A 17137-nucleotide genomic window follows, 5' to 3' on the forward strand; every position below is an offset into this window, starting at 1 on the left:
GGTCGCCGCCGTGATGGTGCTCGCCGGATTGAGTGTGGGCCTGTGGGCGTGGGGCGCCGGACCGGCCGGTCCGGCGGCCCGGGCGCCGGGTGTCGCGAGCCCGTCCGACCCTGCGGCGGCGGCCGCGCCGAGCCCCACCCGCTCCTACCCCCTGTCCACGGCCCCGCGCACCATTCCGGCCGTGCGTGACCACACCCCGGCGCGCGGTCCCGGCTGGCGGCCCGAGCGGGGGCAGCGGGTCGTGGTGAGCGACGCCGGGCTGGCCGACGAGGGGCGGCTGATAGCCGGCGAGCTGGGGCTGACCTACGCGGGGGAGAAGGGGGACGACCGGGCGGGCGATCTGCGGCTGGAGCTCGACGGGGACCAGGGGGCGAACCAGGAGTCGTACACCCTGACCGTCCGCGACGGCCGGGTCGGCATCAGCGCGCCCGGTGAGGCGGGGGTCTTCTACGGGACCCGCACCCTCAAGCAGGCCGTGCACGACGGCGGCACGGCGCCCGAGGGGGTCGTACGGGACGCACCGGCCAAGCAGCGGCGCGGACTGATGCTGGACATCGCCCGCAAGCACTTCACAGCCGACTGGATCGAGGACCGGGTGCGGGAGCTGGGCGACCTCAAGTTCAACGAGCTGGGGCTGCACTTCTCCGACGACCAGGGATTTCGCATCGCGTCCGACTCGCACCCCGAGATCGTGTCGAGGCAGCATCTGTCCAAGGCGGAGGTACGCCGGATCGTCCGGCTGGCCGAGAGCCGGCACATCACCGTCGTACCGGAGATCGACTCGCCGGGACACCTCGGCGCGGTGATCGCCGCGCACCCGGACCTCCAGTTGCGCAACGCCCAGGGGGTCGCGGCCACCGGAGCCGTCGACATGGCGAATCCGGCGGCCGCGAAGATCGTCGACGAGCTGCTCGACGAGTACGCCGGTCTGTTCCCGGGGAACCGGTGGCACCTCGGCGGCGACGAGTACCGGGCCCTGACCGCGTCCGACCCACAGGCCTCGTACCCGCAGCTCGCGGCCGCCGCGCGGGAGGCGTACGGCTCCGGCGGGACCGTCGCCGACCTCGCCACCGGCTGGCTCAACGACCGCGCCGCCACGGTCCGTGCCCACGACCGCACGCCCCGCGCGTGGAACGACGGTTTCTACGCCGGCACGTCCGTGCGGCCCGACGAGGACATCGAGGTCGCGTACTGGACGGGCAAGGAGATCGGGGCGCGGCAGCCGGCGGATTACCTGAGCGCGGGGCGCGAGGTCCTCAACTACAACGACGAGTTCCTGTACTACGTCCTCGGCCAGCCGCAGACCTTCGTCTACCCGACGGGACAGCGGATCTACGAGCAGTGGACGCCGCGCGTGCTGCGCGGGACGCAGCCGGTGGCGGCGCGCTACGACGGGCAGATCCTCGGCGGCTCGTTCGCGGTGTGGTGCGACCTCGCGAACTCCCAGACGCAGGCGCAGGTCGCGGCGGGGATAAGGATGCCGCTGCGGGCGACCGTCCAGAAACTGTGGGACGCGGGCGAGCCGGAGCTGTCCTGGACGCAGTTCCGCGCACTGGCGGACCGGCTCGACTGAGCGGACGGGGCGATCCGGCCCGAAAGCGGGATGCACCGACAGCGGCCCCGCTCCGTTGGCCGAAAATCTCTTCTCCCGATTCCTTCACCGACTCTCTGTCGTGCCGGTGTGACAGTACGGCAGGATGGCGCGCAGTAAGGGGAAGTGCGGGCTCCGTAAGGATGGCGCCCCGGGACGGGAGGCGTGAATGAGCCTGGTGGAACTGATCGCGCAGGCCGACGAACGCGGGCTGGCCGTCAGCGCGCTGGCTTGTTTGGATCGGTGCGTGCCCCTGCTGGGCGGCGACGACGAGGTGCTGCGGCCGCTGTGGGCGAACCTGACGGACAACGGCGACGCCGGCGAGTGGGGCGCGCTGGTCGACAAGGCACGTGCGCAGTTGGGCGTGGCGGACGTCGTGGACGCCGAGGACGTCGAGGACGAGGCCGCCCTGCTGGTCCGCCGGATGCTGGCCGCCGCCCCGGCCGTGCGGTCCGCCGCCGAGGCGCGGGTGTGGGCCGACGGCTGCTCGGTGGCGTCCCTGCAGGTCCACCGTCTGCTCGACCCCGCGGAGGACGGCGCGGCCCCGGCCGGCCCGCCGTCCGGGGCCCTGGAATCCGCCCGCGCGGGGGAGACCCCCGGCGAGGGCAGTGCGGAAGCCATGTCCCCGCTCGTCACCGCGGAACTGCGCCGCCAGATCACCGTCCTGGAACTGCTCACCGAGCACGGCACGGCCGGCCTGCGCCGCGCCCTGGAGGTGTCGACGGAGGGGCGGCGGGTCCTGCGCGCGGTGGTGTCCCGCCGGGCCCGGCACGCCTAGCCGCGCGCCCGAGGGGAGAGCCCCGGATCCGGGATCGCAAACCCGGTCGCGGGCGGAAATCCTGTGCCCGTCCTCGGAAGGCGTTGGGGCGGTCCTGCGCCGGTTGCGGGCAGTGGCCGCAGGCGCGTGACGAATCGTCGCCGCGGTGCGCTTTTCCGAGTGTGACGACCGAGACTGTGACGACGAGCGACGCGGGGACGACCCCCGACAACAGGCCTTCAGCAGCGGCGAAGCCGATGCGATGGGCGGCGGACGCGGTGGCGACCCTGCGGGAGGGGGCGCGGTTGCGGCTCGACTACTCCGCGCAGTCCCTGTGGCGCGCCGACCGGGTGATCGACGAACTGCGCCGTGAGGGCACCCCCTACGCCGCCGCGGAGAACATCCTGCGCGGCCTCGGCGCCTACGCCGGTGAGGTGATCGTCCGGCAGGGCGGCGCCGAGTGGTGGGCGAGCGGCGGGGACCACTGGATCCGCACGCCGGACGGGCGCCTGTGGGACCCCATCGACGAGGCCCGCCGCTGCTTCACGGGCGACGGCTCGCTGCGGCTGCTCTGCCGCGACGCGACGCGGGACGCGTGAAGCGGCCGGGGGTCCCGTGCGGTGCACGGGACCCCCGGCCCGGGAGCGGTGGAGCGTTACGGCGTCAGCGTCTGGCCGAGGTAGCCGGCCGTCGGCGTGCCGAGGGTGGTCTTGCTGTAGATCACCGTCTGCGTGTAGCCGAGGCCCGTGCTGTTGCTCGGCATGTACATCACCACACCGTCGGTGCCGTCCTCGCCCTCCGCCCCGAAGGTGAGCGCGGCGCGTCCGTAGCCGGACAGGTCGGTGAGCGAGACGGCCGAGCCGAACCTGTCGTTCTTCTCGGTCGCGCCCGGGACGCCGGAGGTGTCCTGCGAGACGAACAGCGCGCCGGTGCCGCTGATCCCGGACGAGCTGCCCTTGAACAGGAACGCGCCGCCCGCGTTGGCCTGGGCCACGCCGCTGCGGGTGATGTCCTCGGCCGGGGCGCCGGCGAGGACGTCCGGGTAGCCGTCGGCGTTGTAGTCGCCCACGGACACCGACTGGCCGAGGGTGTCGCCGGTCTCGTTGACGTCGGGGACGCCGGTCGTGTCCTGGTGGACGACCCGCATGCCGGTGGTGGTGAAGCCGGTCGACGCGCCGAACAGCATCGTCACCTGGCCGCCCGACTTCGCCCCGGACTCGGTCGCGGACGGCTGGCCGATGACGATGTCGTCGTAGCCGTTGGCGTTGAAGTCGCCGGCCGCGATGGACCGGCCGCCCTTCACGGAGAGCACCCCGGCCTTGGTCAGGCCCTTCGCCGAGCCCGCGAACCGGACCACGCGGCCGATGCCGCCGGTGTCGCGGTAGTTGAGGGCGACGTCCGCGTAGCCGTCCCGGTTGAAGTCGCCGGCCGCGGCGTCCAGCCAGCCGACCGAGCCGGTGGCGGTGGTGATCGTGCCCGCCGTCGTGGTCGAGCCGGTCAGCCGGACGTTGTAGTTGCCGCCCCTGCCGGTGCCGGCCGAGAAGACGTCCGCCTTGCCGTCGCCGTTGAAGTCGCCGACGGCGACGGTGGAGCCGAGCCTGGCGCCGGCCGCCGTGACCCCGGACGTGGTGTACGAGAAGCCGGTGGTGAAGCCGGGGCCGTACATCACGGTCACCGAGCCGCGGTCGGTGCCGGCGGTGTCGTCCTCGCCGGGCGTGCCGATCGCGAGGTCGGCGCGGCCGTCGCCGTTGACGTCACCCCAGGCGGTGGAGGCGCCGAAGCTGTCACCGGTCTCGGTGGTGCCGGGGACACCGGTGCTGTTCTGGGTGAGCGCCACCTTCTTCGAGGTGACGGGGCCGGTGAGGCCGCCCGGTATCACCGTGACGCGGTTCCCCCTGGGCGTGGCGGCGACCAGGTCGCTGATGCCGTCGCGGTTGTAGTCGGAGGTGGGCAGGGCGTGCGAGATGCCCGGGGTCTTGGCGAGGGCGGCGACCAGGCCCAGCTTCGGGTACAGGTTGAGGCCCGGGCAGGCGGTGGCGTTGGTGTCCTTGTGCCCGAAGACGCGCGGGAGGGTGATCTGCGTGCCCAGCGGGATCTTGTTGCCGCTCAGGCCCAGCGCCGCGCCGGAGGTCAGCGTGACCTTGCTGGTCGGGTCGACGCCGTACATCCCGAACTTCCAGGCGATGAGCCGGGCCATCGCGTCGAGCGCCGCGCGGGTCGGCTTCGCCGACTCGAAGTTGCCGAGGTAGGAGACGCCGAGCGTGTTGGTGTTGAAGCCGACGTCGTGCGCGCCGACGACCGGCAGGTCCATGCCGCCGCTGCGGCCCTCGAAGATCTGGCCGCACTTGTCGACGACGAAGTTGTAGCCGATGTCGAAGTAGCCCTGCGCGAAGTGCCCCTGCTGGATGGTCCGCAGCCGGGCGGGGGTCTCGGCGCAGGAGAGCGTGTTGTCGGCGTCGATGCCGGTGTGGTGGACGACGGCGGCCCTGATGTCGGTCCCGTAGCTCGGCGTGCCGTCGTAGTCCGTCGACGCCCCCCACTGGGCCTGCGTGATGATCGGGGGCTTGACGACCGTGGAGGGGCGCGGGGCCGGGACGGTCGGGCTGGGAGAGGCCGACGGGGTTGTCGAGGGGGAGCCGCTGGGCGACTGCGTCACCGTCGGGGAGCCGCTCGGCGTGCCCGGGTCGGTGGGTGTGGCCGTGTCCGTCGGTGCGGCCGTGTCCGTCGGTGCGGCCGTGTCGGTCGGTGTGCCCGTGTCCGGTGGCGTCTCCGTCGCCGTCACCGTCTCGGTCGGAACCGCCGGTTCGCTCGTCGTCGGCCCCGTGGTCTCCGCGACGAACGCCGCCGGCTGCGTGCCGCCCTTCGGGTCCGTGCCCGGGTCCAGCAGCCGGACGTCCATGCCGGCCGGCTGACCGCCCACCTCGACGCCGTCCGCGTTCACCACGCGCACCTCGATGCCGTCGGAGTCGCCGGTCCACACCGACTCCGTGCCGCCGCGGGCCTGCTCGCCCTCGGCTCCGTCGGCCTGGTTCGGCTCGAGCACCAGCTTCTGCCAGCCCGACCACTCGCCGGTCACCAGGTCCCGGGTCCGCACCTCGGGCGTTCCCTTGGCCTGCGCCTCGGGTTCGTTCCAGGTCAGCACGACCGCGCTGAAGCGGTCGGTGTCCTGCTTCGCCAATCCCTTGCGGCCCGCGCCACGATCTTCGAGCTTGAGCGTGTGGATCGACGGCTTACGGCTCTCCTGCTTGGCGTCGGCGGGCGCGGACGGTTCCGCGATCGCGTACGTCACGACGCCGGCGCCGCTCAGCACGACGGCTCCCACCGTCAACCACGCGCGTCTTTTGAAGCTGAGCGGTTTGTACGCATGCGACGTACGACCCGTACGTCGAGCACGGCGATTCAAGATGAACCCCACCCCAGAGAAGGCCGCAGAGGGCCAGAGAAGAAGAAAGTCACTTGAGGCACATCCGTCGCAGGGATGGCCCACTTTCCCCAGCGAGTCGCACCGGGCAAGCGTCACAGCCCGGCAGAGCATCGTGACGTAGATCACTTAGAGCGATTCAGGCGATGGCGATGCGGGGGTGGGCGGACGGTGTGATCCAGCCCATGATCCGGTCCATGGTGGCCCGGGGGACCGGGACGCAGCCCGCCGTCGCGCCGTTGCCGTTGACGTGCAGGAAGATGCCGGCACCGCGGCCGGGGGTGGCGGGCCGGCGGTTGAAGTCGATGACGAGCGCTTTGGCGTACCGGGTGGGGTAGTTGACGAGGTGCTCGCTGCCGCGTTCGCCGGACGCGGTGAGCGGGAAGTCCGCGCCCGCTTCGCAGCGCAGGGAGTTGTAGAACTGCGACTCGGGGTCCTCCACCCACCAGTCGTCGTCGGTGACCACGTGGTACGGCATGGCGGTGCCACCCGCCTCGACCCCGAAACCCTCGGTGAGGGTGTAGGTGCCGGTGGGGGTGGTGTAGGTGCCCTGGCGACGGGTTGCCCCGTCGGTCACGCCGTTGGAGCCGACGCGGGCGGCGCCGGTGCTGAACTGCGCCTTCCAGCCGGAGGACTGCTTGGCCCGGGCGGTGACGGTGGCGTAGGAGCCGCTCGCCTTGACCGTGATCAGCTGGGTGGCGTCGCCCACCTCCACCGGTACCGGGAAGTCGGGCGCGGCGGGTGCGGCGGGTGCCGGGGCGGTGTCCGCGCCGCGGGATCCGGCGCCCGTTCCGCCCGCCGCCTCCTCCGTGAGGCCGGCCGACGTGGAGGCGGATGCCGAGGCAGCACCGGAGGCGGAGGGGCCGGCGGACTTGGACGCGGAGGCGGAGGCGGTCGGCGACGGCGAGCCGGAGGCGTCGGCAGGGTTTGCCTCAAACGTCCGCGACACCTCGACCGCGTCACCGGCCGCGGCCTGTAAATCGTCCTGTCCGCCGCAGGCGGACGCCATCGCCAGCACGCTGACGACAGCGGTGGTGAGCAGTATCTGGCGGGGGAGGGCCTCCATGCTGAGTTGCTTACGAGGGAGGGGGCGTGCCGGGGTGGCCGCCTGACCGGGTGGTGGACGGGGCCGACCGACGGGGCCGGCGGACGGCATGGCGAGGGGGACCGCGCGGGCGTGTGCCGCACGGTCCGTGAGGGGTCATGGACAATCGGCTCGGGGTGTGGCTGGAGCGGCCCGATCGGTGACAAGTGGGGTGGTGAAAAGCTCGTCCGGGGGCGAACTGCCGCGTCGGGAAATCAAGTTCGGGGCAGGACGCCCGAGCAGGTGGCACGGCCGAAGACGCCGGTGGCGGTGGCGCTTCGGACATGCTTGCCCCGGACGGCCAGGGCGCACCGGGCCTGGCCGCCCTGCTCGCCGAGAACGATGCTGACAATCGGCTCCTTGCCGAGCGGGACGTCCACGGTCTTGCGCCAGGGCAGCGCGGCCGCCTTGACCACGACGGCCTCGCCGGATTCGCTGCGGGCCTGGTAGGTGATGTCGGCCGTGCCCTGGCCGGTCACCTCGTAGGTCACCGCGGCGGTGGGGGTGCGGTGTTCCGGCTTTGCGTCGTCCTCGCCCGGGCCGAGTACGCCGTAAAGGACGAGGCCACCGCAGGCGGACAGCGCGGCGCCGGCGAGGAGCAGGCCGGCGCGGTCGCCGGTGCGTTTCCTGTCCGCCGGTTTGTCCGCCGGTTTGTCCGCCGGTTTGTCGGCCGGAGTGTCCGCCCGTATGTCCGCCGAGTCTTCGGCGGTGGAGCCCGCCGATTCCTCGGGGCTCGAATCCGCCTCGTCCAGTTCGGGCTTTTCCGTATCGGAATCCTGGGTTCTGCCGCGCACGCTCTGATCCCTCCCCAAACGCAGAATGGCCCCGTTCTCGGGTTGCAGCCGGGCGGTTATACATGATCCTGCGGGCTGAGCGCCAGCGACCGGAAATATCGGACTCCTCGTGTCCCCTTTGCTGCCAACTGCCCCTGATGCTTACTCGCTTGACAGCATGTCAGTGAGATGCGTAGAAACCTGGCGCCCCTGTCCACGGGCTCGTTTTTCCGCGGGGTGGGGTGATTTCCGGCGGCATGTTTATGCCATGACGCAACAGGAAAGGTTTGGCGTGAGACCCAGGTTGGGCAGGCTGGTGGCGTGCCTGGTGGTAGCTGCGGTGACGAGTACCGCGTTGCCTCAGGTCGCGTATGCGGCGCCCGCTGATGAGGGTGACGGCAAGGGGATTGTCGACACCGTCAAAAGCTGGTTCGCGGATGACGGAGATGATAGCGGCGGATTGGACAAGCCGCCGTCCCATGACGAATTGGGGATCGCGGACCGGGAGAAGGTTTCCTGGCCCAAGAGTGACCCGAAGGCCAAGCGCGTTCGGGAACTGACAGGAAAACGGACGTCGAACGCCCGGTTCTGGCAGATGTCGGACGGGCGGGTCGAAGCGGAGCTGTCGGCGGCGGCGACCTCGTACCGTTCCGGGTCGGGCAAGAAGGCGTCCTGGAAGTCGATCGACACGACGGTCCGCCCGTCTCAGACGAAGGGCTTCGAGTTCGCCAACACGACGAACGAGGGCCGCAGCTGGTTCGGCACGGACGCGGACCGGCTGGTGCGCTTCCGCTCGCCGGACGGACGCTCGGTCACCCTGGGCCTCGACGGCGTGGACAAGGGCCTGAAGCCGAAGGCCAAGGGCTCCACGGTCACGTACGACGACGCGGTCGAGGGCGCGGATCTGGAGTACGTGGTCGGCCCGGGCCGGGTGAAGGAGAACATCACCCTCGCCGAACGCCCGGACGGCCCGCTGAAGTTCACGTTCACGCTGGACACCGACGGGCTGATACCGAAAGCCCGCAAGGACGGTTCGGTCGCGCTGTACGGCGAGCTGCCGAACACACCGGTGATGGTGATCCCGGCGCCGTACATGACGGACGCGAAGAAGGCGGACGCCTCCGTCTACGGTAGGACCTACAGCACCAAGGTCACGCAGAAGCTCACCAGGGACGGCAAGTCCTGGAAGCTCACCGTCACTCCGGACGCGAAGTGGCTGGCGTCGAAGGACCGTCAGTACCCGGTGGTGATCGACCCGACGATCACGATCGCCCCGTCACCGTCGCAGTCCCAGGACACGATGGTGCTGTCGGACCAGCCGGCGACGAACTTCAACACCACCTGGAAGCTGTCGGCGGGCCGCACCTCCGCAACGGCGAACTCCCGCTCACTGATCAAGTTCCCGCTGGACGAGATCCCGGCGGGCACGAAGATCGACTCAGCGCGGCTGGAGATGTACTTCGACCAGGCGCACACCACGGCCACCACGGCCACCCAGATCGGCGTGTACCGGGCCACGGGTGCGTGGGACGAGACGACGGCGACCTGGTCCAACACCAGCAGTCTGGTGGGCGAGCAGTCCGCCACGACGGTCCAGGTCGACGACGAGGACACGGGAACTGCGGCCGTCGGTGCCTGGCCGACCTCGGCAGCGACGACCAACGCGGTCGGCGACACCTTCCGCTACAACCTCGACTCGATCACCGGCGACTCCTTCACCTGGCCCGTGCGGGTGCCGGAGACGGCCACCTACCGGGTCGACGCGCACTACGTGCAGGGCGCCAACCGGGCCACCGCCGCCCCCTACACGGTGACCGCGGCCGGCGGCGTCACCAGCACCTACAACGTCAACCAGACCACCGGCTCCGGTGGCGTGTGGACGTCCCTGGGCGGCGACACCAACGAGCTGAGCTTCAACAAGGGCGGCGCGTACAAGGTCGAGCTCAAGGACACCAGCGTGCCGACCAGCCAGGCGCTGATCGCGGACGCGGTGCGTCTGGTCGACCCCGCGAAGATCACCAAGCAGGCGGGTCAGTACAACCGCTGGCACAGCTTCCCGGTCGGCGACACGGTGCAGAAGTGGGTGAACGGCACGGCCGTCAACCACGGCTTCGTGCTGAAGGCGACCGACGAGGCGAACAACCCCCTAGGCGGCCCTCGCTACGAGTCCGGCGACGGCGACTACGGCGGCGAGACCTCCACGATCCCGCGGCTCACGGTCACCTACGGCAAGGTCGGCACCACGCTGAACTCCCCGACGGTGATCCACGGCACGGGTCCGGAGCTGTCCTGGAAGGCGTACTCCAACACCACCGGCGATGCCAACCTGAACATCGCCGAGTACCAGCTGCACCGCTCCACGCAGCAGGCGTTCACGCCGTCCGCGGCCACGCTGGTGGCGCCGATCGACAAGACGGCGACGACGTACACCGACACCACCGCGACGCCGACGCCGGATTCGTCATCGGTGGAGATCGGGCGGTCGTACTACTACCAGATCGCGGTGAAGACGACCGACGGCCAGCTGCTGGGCTCGCCCACCCGCATCGTGGGAGTGCCGAAGGCCGGCCGCACGATGAAGCTGCTCCAAGGCACCGCGGCCGGCATCACGGACACCACGCTGTCGTCCACGACGCCGACCACCAACCTGGACACCATCAGTTCGGCGGGTGCGGGCCAGAACTGGCTGACGGTGGGCAACAACTCGCCCACGTACGGCAAGACCCGCGCGGTGATGAAGTTCCCCACCGCCGACCTGCCCACCACCGCCACGGTGCTGGAATCCCGGCTGTTCATGTGGGGTGCGGAGACCACCACCGACACCGACGGCGCGATCTACGAACTCCGCGGCTTGACCAGGGACTTCAACGAAACCCAGGCCACCTGGAACAGCGCCGCCACCGGCACGGCGTGGACGGCGGCCGGCGGTGACTTCTCCTCGACGGTCTCGGACACCGTCGCCCAGGTCTCCGAGGTGGGCCGGCACTGGTGGGACGCCACGTCGCTGACCCAGGGCTGGGTGAAGACCCCGACGTCCAACAAGGGCGCGATGGTCAGGCTGAAGGACGAGAGCAGCACCGGACCGCAGGAACGGACGGTGTTCCTGGCCTCGGAGACCTCCGACCAGCAGCTCGGCCCGCTACTGCGGGTGATCTACGTCGACTCCACCACCGAGGACACGTACTACGCGCCGCAGACCCCGGCGCGCATGACCCCGAACTCGACGTACACGGTGCAGTTCACGGTCACCAACACGACGAGCTCTGCCTGGGCGAGCGGTGAGCGGCAGCTGTCGTACACCTGGAAGCTTCCGGACGGCACGGACGTGACCACCGGCGGCAACCAGCTGTCCACGGCGATCCCGGCGCTGTCGCCGGGCCAGTCGGCGACGATCCAGGCGCAGGTCAAGACGCCGATCAACTCGGACTCGGGCAGCAAGCGCACCGAGTACGTGCTCGGCTGGGACGTCAGGAAGGTCGCCGACGGCACCTGGCTGTCCGCCGGTACCGGCGGCATCCCGTCACTGAAGCAGAACGTGGCGGTGGAGGACCCGACGTCCAACGCGCTGGGCCTGGAGAAGTTCTACTCCTACACGGGGAAGAACACCGGGGCCGGGTCGACGGTGATGAACAACCTGGCGTCGGGCAACTCGGTGTGGTCGTACAACGCCATCAACAACCCGGGCCGCGGAGTCAACACCTTCTTCCGCGTCGCCTACAACTCGCTGGACACCTCGGACACCGTGCTCGGACACGGCTGGTCGGGCCAGGCCGCCGGGCCGCTGCGTCTCGGCGCTCCGCTGGACTTCCACCCGAACCCGAACCCGACCGAGGTCCGCCTCCCAGATGGTGACGGTACGACCCACGTCTTCCGCTGGGACGCCACCAACAGCGTGTGGAAGGCGCCGGCGGGCGTCCACTTCAAGCTGTCGTTCAAGACCGGCACCCAGTGCACGCCGGACAAGGACAACACCCCGGATGCCTGGACGCTGTTGCGCCCGGACGGCACGCGCTTCCTCTTCGGCTGCGACGGCTACATGACGTCGATCGTCGACAACGACGGCAACACGCAGACGTACACGTACGAGGAGCGCAAGTCCAACAACAAGCCGACCAAGTTCCTCACGTACATCACCGACCCGGCTGGTAGGCAGTCGCTGCGGATCGACTACTACAAGAAGGGCGACGCGACCTACGACTACATCGACGACACGGGCGCCAAGGCCACCGGCAGCAACCTGACCAACTCGAAGATCTACGATCACGTCAAGTCGGTCACGGACATCTCGGGCCGGAAGATCTCCTTCTTCTACACGACGAAGGGCCTGCTCGGTCAGTTCACCGACGGCGACGGCTCGTCCCAGCCGAAGGTGTTCAAGTTCACGTACGACGCCACCCAGGGCAACAAGAACGTCAAGCTGGTCACGGCCACCGACCCGCGTGGCAACGGCACCTCGCTGGCGTACTACGCCCCGCAGGCCGGCGACGACCCGAAGTACCACTGGTGGACGAAGACCATCACCGACCGCCTCGGCGGTAACACCGGCTTCGCGTACGCGGCGAACACCGCGAACACGAAGTTCACCGACACCACGGTCACCGACGCCGAGACGCACGCCACGAAGTACGTCACGGACGACTTCGGCCGCCCGGTGCAGACCACCAACGCCAAGTCCCGGACCACAAAGATGAGCTGGGACGCGGACAACAACGTCACGTACGTGGAGGAGGCCAACGGCGCCAAGACCGCGTACTGCTACGACCCCAAGACGGGATACCCGCTGCGCCAGTGGGACGCCGAGGTCACCAAGAGTTGGACGTCGTTCAACCAGACCGACTACTGCGACCCGGCGAAGTACCCGGCGAACGCCATCAAGTACGAGTACCAGACGCGCGCGGACGGCTACTCGGCCAACCTGTGGCGCAAGACATCGCCGCTGGGCAACATCTGGGAGTTCGGTTACGACTCCTTCGGCAACCAGACGTCCGTGACCGACCCGGAGGGCGTCGCCTCCGCCACGGCCGGCGACTACATGTCGACGACCGAGTACGACGTGTACGGCCAGCCGAAGAAGGACACCGACGCCAACGGCAACTCGACGACGTACGCGGACTACGGCCCGCACGGCTACCCGGCGAAGATCACGGACGCCAAGCTGGCGACCACGACCTTCACCTACGACGTGCGCGGCAACACCCGTGAGGTCGTCAACGACAAGGGCGCCAAGGTCACCCAGGACTACGACTACTTCGGCCGCCCGCTGGCGCAGACGCAGCCCAAGGAAGCCGGCGTGACCATCACGACGCCGGCCCCGGTCTACGACGCCAACAACAACATCACCAAGGCGTTCGCGCCCAACGGCGCCGAGACCTCCTCGGTCTACGACGCGGCCGACCAGGTGACCGACGTCCTCGCCCCGAAGGACGAGACGACCGACCCGGAGCGGCGCACCGTCACGACGTACGACAAGGTCGGCAACGTCAAGACGGTCACCGAGCCCAAGGGCACGCTGACCACCACGGCCGGTGACTACACGACCACGTACTCCTACGACGAGATCTACCAGCCGGTCTCGGTGGTCAACGCCAAGGGCGACACGGTCTCCAGCACCTACGACACCGTCGGCAACCTGATCACGGTCGTCGACCCGAAGAAGAACGCCACGACCGACCCCGACGACTTCACCACGAAGTACGACTACGACCTGAACCACCGGGTCGTGAAGACGACGGAAGCGGCGGGCAAGTTCACCACCGTCCACTACGACCTCGACGGCCGCACCGACCAGGCCACGGACGCCGAGGGCAACACGACGGAGACGACCTTCGACCGGCGTGGCCTCGCCAAGCAGGTCAAGGTCCCGTACTCCAAGGACGGCTCCGGCACCATCACCTACCGGACGACCCAGTTCCAGTACGACGAGGTCGGCAACCAGACGAAGGAGATCAGCCCGCGCGGCGTCGAGACCACCGGCGACGCGACCGACTACACCACCGAGAAGATCTACGACGAGCTGAACCGGGTCAAGGAGACGCTGTCGCCGTTCAAGCAGGGCGACACCCGCTACGGCACGCCGGACCGCACGATCTACACCTACGACTCGGTCGGTCAGCTGAAGGAGGTCTCCGCTCCGCCGTCGCAGGGCCAGAGTGTCCGCAACGTCACGTCGTACGAGTACTACGACAACGGCTGGACCAAGTCGGCCACGGACGGCTTCGGCATCACGACGAAGTACGACTACAACGTCCTGGGCCAGCAGACGAAGAACACGCTCATCTCGGCCGGCGGCTCCTCGCAGCGGACGATGACGTGGGACTTCTACCCCTCGGGCAACCAGAAGGCGCGCGGCGACGACGGTATCCCGGTGGGCAACCAGGTCGTGGTCGTCGACTCCTCGGATGTCAACAACGCGGCCGAACAGGGCAGCTGGAGTCCCTCCCAGGCCATGGGCCAGTGGGGCTACGACGTCCGCACCAACGGTGCGGGCACCGGCGCGGACACGTTCACCTGGCAGCTGAACATCCCGCAGGACGGCACGTACGAGGTCTTCGTCCGGCACGGTGACGTGACCGGCGCGGCCACCGACGCGAAGTTCCAGATCACGCACTCGTCGGGCACGGTGACCAAGACGGTCAACCAGGCCACGGGTTCAAACACATGGATCTCGGTCGGCTCGTACACCTTCACCGAGTCCGGCACGCAGAAGGTCACCCTGACCGACGCCGCCAACGGCACGGTGATCGCCGACGCGATCAAGCTGGTGCGCTCCAACACGGGTGAGACCGACAACGAGCGCAAGGACTTCACGTACAAGTACGACGCCAACAGCTTGCTGACGGAGGTCAAGGACCTCTCGCCGGGGGCCAAGGCCGACACGTACACGATGTCCTACGACGAGCTCGACCAGCTGTCGAAGGTCGAGGAGAAGCTGGGCAGCACGGTCAAGAACACGACCTCGCTGACCTACGACGCCAACGGCAACCCGCTGACCACCACGCACGACGTGACGTGGTCGAAGGCGGAGTACGACGTCCGGGACATGATCTGGCGGATCACCAACGCGGACTCACCCGGGGCCGGCAACGAACAGATCACGACCTTCACCTACACCGACCGCGGCCAGCCGCTGAAGCAGACCAAGCCCAACGGCAACACGGTCGACTACGCCTACTGGCTCAACGGCGCGGTGAAGCAGCAGGTCGAGAAGAAGGCGGACGGGACCACCGTGGTGGCCCAGCACGACCTGGAGTACGACCCGAACGGGAACCGCTCCAAGGACACCGCGAAGGTCATGAACGCCGACAACTCGGCGACCTACCTGAACACCGTCTCGACGTTCGCCTACGACCCGCAGGACCGCATCCAGAAGGTCACCAAGACCGGGGATGCGGCGGGCACGGAGGAGTACTTCTACGACGGCAACTCCAACATCGTCGAGCAGAAGATCGGTGCGGCGGGCAGCGAGGTCATCACGACCTCGACGTACGACCGCAACCGGCTGCTGAAGACGACCACGTCGGGTGTCGCCTCGACGTACAACTACGACCCGCTGGGCCGCCTGGACACGGTGTCGTCCAACGGCTCCACGCAGGAGAAGTACACCTACGACGGCTTCGACCGCATCGCCAAGCACACGGGCGGCACGGGTGCGTCGGCGAAGACGACGACGTACGTGTACGACGCCTTCGACCGCACCGCCTCGCAGACCACGTCCGGGACGACGGGGAAGACCACGCTCTTCACCTACCTGGGCATGGAGGACAAGGTGCTGCGGGAGGAGGTCGCCGGCAAGGCGACCAAGTCCTACCAGTACTCGCCGTGGGGCCAGAAGCTGACCCAGATCAAGCACAACACCGACGGCACGAAGGAGTACTCGCAGTTCCTCTACCACCCCAAGGGTGACGTGGAGGCGATCACCAAGACGGACGGCACCACGCGTGCGACCTACGGCTACACGGCGTACGGCTCGGACGACGACAAGCAGTTCACCGGTGCCGACAAGCCGGACGCGCAGAACCCCGACAAGGAGGCGTACAACGAGTACCGCTTCAATGCGCAGCGGTACGACGACGGTTCCGGCACCTACGACATGGGCTTTCGGAACTACTCCCCGGGCCTGAACCGGTTCCTGACCCGTGACATGTACGGCGGCGCCCTGGACGACATGTCCCTGGCCACCGACCCGTACACCGGCAACCGGTACGCGTTCGCGGGCGGCAACCCGATCTCGTTCGTGGAGCTGGACGGTCACCTCTTCGGTCTCGACGTCTCCCTGTCCGACGTGGGCCACGCCGCGTTGGACGTGGCGGGCATGGTCCCGGTGATCGGCGAGGCGGCGGACGTCGCCAACGGCATCTGGTACGCGGCCGAGGGCAACTACGCGGATGCCGCGCTGTCGATGGCGGCGGCGGTACCGGGCATCGGCGCCGCCGCCACGGCGGCCAAGTACGCCAAGAAGGGTGCGAAGGCCGTCGACGCCGTCAGGAGCGGCAGCAAGACGAGCAAGAAGACCAAGACTGCAAAGGGCGGGGGCAAGAAGGGCGGGGGCAAGCACGCCAAGCCCAAGGACAAGAAGCCCACGAAGCAGGCCGGCCAGTGCAAGAAGGGGAGCAAGAAGAAGAACAGCTTCGTCCCCGGCACCAAGGTCCTGATGGCCGACGGATCCACCAAGGCCATCGAGGACGTCAAGCAGGGCGAGTGGGTCCTGGCCTCCGACCCTGAGACCGGCGACCTGCAGGCCCGCCCGGTCACCGACACCATCACCGGTGACGGCGTGAAGCACCTGGTCACCCTGACCATCGACCCCGACAGCAAGGACGGCAAGGCCAAGCCCAGCACCATCACGGCCACGGCCAACCACCCCTTCTGGCTGCCGGACTACGGCCGCTGGGCCGAGGCCGGTGAACTCGAACCGGGGATGTGGCTGCAGACCGCGGCCGGCACCTGGGTCCAGATCACCGCAATCGACAACGCCCACCGCAGCCAGAAGGTCCACAACCTCACCGTCGACGGCCAGCACACGTACTACGTGCTGGCAGGAGACTCGTCGGTTCTCGTCCACAACGACAACGCCGCCGAGGTCTGCAAGACGGCAGCTGGCAAGGCCAGTTACAAGCGGCTCAAGGATGCCGTGGCCCAGGCGGCGGCGCGGCCCGCGAGTGCCGTGAAGACCAGTCTCAGCCCCGCGCAGATCGCCGCTGGCAAGAAGCTCCCCTTCCTCAAGAGGATGTTCATCGGTAGTGACATCGAGAAGGCCGCGGCGAACAATCCCGCTGTGTTCGCGGACCCGAACATCCGGCACATGGGTACGTCCGCTCCCGGACAGTCGGTTCCCGACTTCACCATCCAGGATGGTACGGACGTCGTGAACATCGATGTCACGGGTGGCAGTGCCACGGCAATCGCGGACCATCTCCGGCGTGACTACATCGACAGTCGCGGTCAGATTCTGGACTACCCGACAGTGGCCGACAGCTACGTCGATGACATCTTCGGCTGAGGTGGCAGCATG

At 69.0% G+C, this 17137-nt stretch carries 7 protein-coding genes; 4 read left to right on the forward strand and 3 right to left on the reverse strand.

The genetic code is table 11. The features are described 5' to 3' along the window. The first annotated feature begins 13 nt into the window (after positions 1-13). The 3 genes from IPT68_RS22295 to IPT68_RS22305 all read left to right on the forward strand — a co-directional run bounded on the left by IPT68_RS22295 (position 14) and on the right by IPT68_RS22305 (position 2947). Positions 14-1573, forward strand: a complete 1560-nt coding sequence (locus IPT68_RS22295) for a beta-N-acetylhexosaminidase (RefSeq protein WP_189700986.1) — start codon at positions 14-16, stop codon at positions 1571-1573. Between the two features lie 187 nt (positions 1574-1760). Beyond that, a complete protein-coding gene (locus IPT68_RS22300; RefSeq protein ID WP_189700930.1) occupies positions 1761-2369 on the forward strand; it encodes a hypothetical protein in 609 nt (202 codons plus the stop codon). A 236-nt stretch (positions 2370-2605) separates the two neighbouring features. After that, a complete protein-coding gene (locus IPT68_RS22305) occupies positions 2606-2947 on the forward strand; it encodes a hypothetical protein (protein WP_228040590.1) in 342 nt (113 codons plus the stop codon). Between the two features lie 56 nt (positions 2948-3003). On the opposite strand, the gene IPT68_RS22310 is transcribed toward IPT68_RS22305, so the two are convergent. The 3 genes from IPT68_RS22310 to IPT68_RS22320 all read right to left on the reverse strand — a co-directional run bounded on the left by IPT68_RS22310 (position 3004) and on the right by IPT68_RS22320 (position 7647). Then, on the reverse strand, positions 3004-5658 hold the full coding sequence (locus tag IPT68_RS22310) for an FG-GAP-like repeat-containing protein (protein ID WP_228039805.1): 2655 nt from the start codon (positions 5656-5658) through the stop codon (positions 3004-3006). Positions 5659-5908: 250 nt separating this feature from the next. Continuing rightward, positions 5909-6835: a L,D-transpeptidase family protein gene (locus IPT68_RS22315; protein WP_189700928.1), complete on the reverse strand. Its 927-nt coding sequence runs from the start codon at positions 6833-6835 to the stop codon at positions 5909-5911. A gap of 233 nt (positions 6836-7068) precedes the next feature. Beyond that, positions 7069-7647, reverse strand: a complete 579-nt coding sequence (locus tag IPT68_RS22320) for a hypothetical protein (protein WP_228039806.1) — start codon at positions 7645-7647, stop codon at positions 7069-7071. A gap of 466 nt (positions 7648-8113) precedes the next feature. On the opposite strand from IPT68_RS22320, the gene IPT68_RS22325 reads away from it, so the two are divergent. Continuing rightward, entirely contained in the window at positions 8114-17125 is a 9012-nt protein-coding gene (locus IPT68_RS22325; RefSeq protein ID WP_228039807.1) for a golvesin C-terminal-like domain-containing protein, read from the forward strand. Positions 17126-17137: the final 12 nt, after the last annotated feature.

This window comes from Streptomyces chromofuscus, assembly GCF_015160875.1.
In the GTDB taxonomy this organism is placed as follows: domain Bacteria; phylum Actinomycetota; class Actinomycetes; order Streptomycetales; family Streptomycetaceae; genus Streptomyces; species Streptomyces chromofuscus.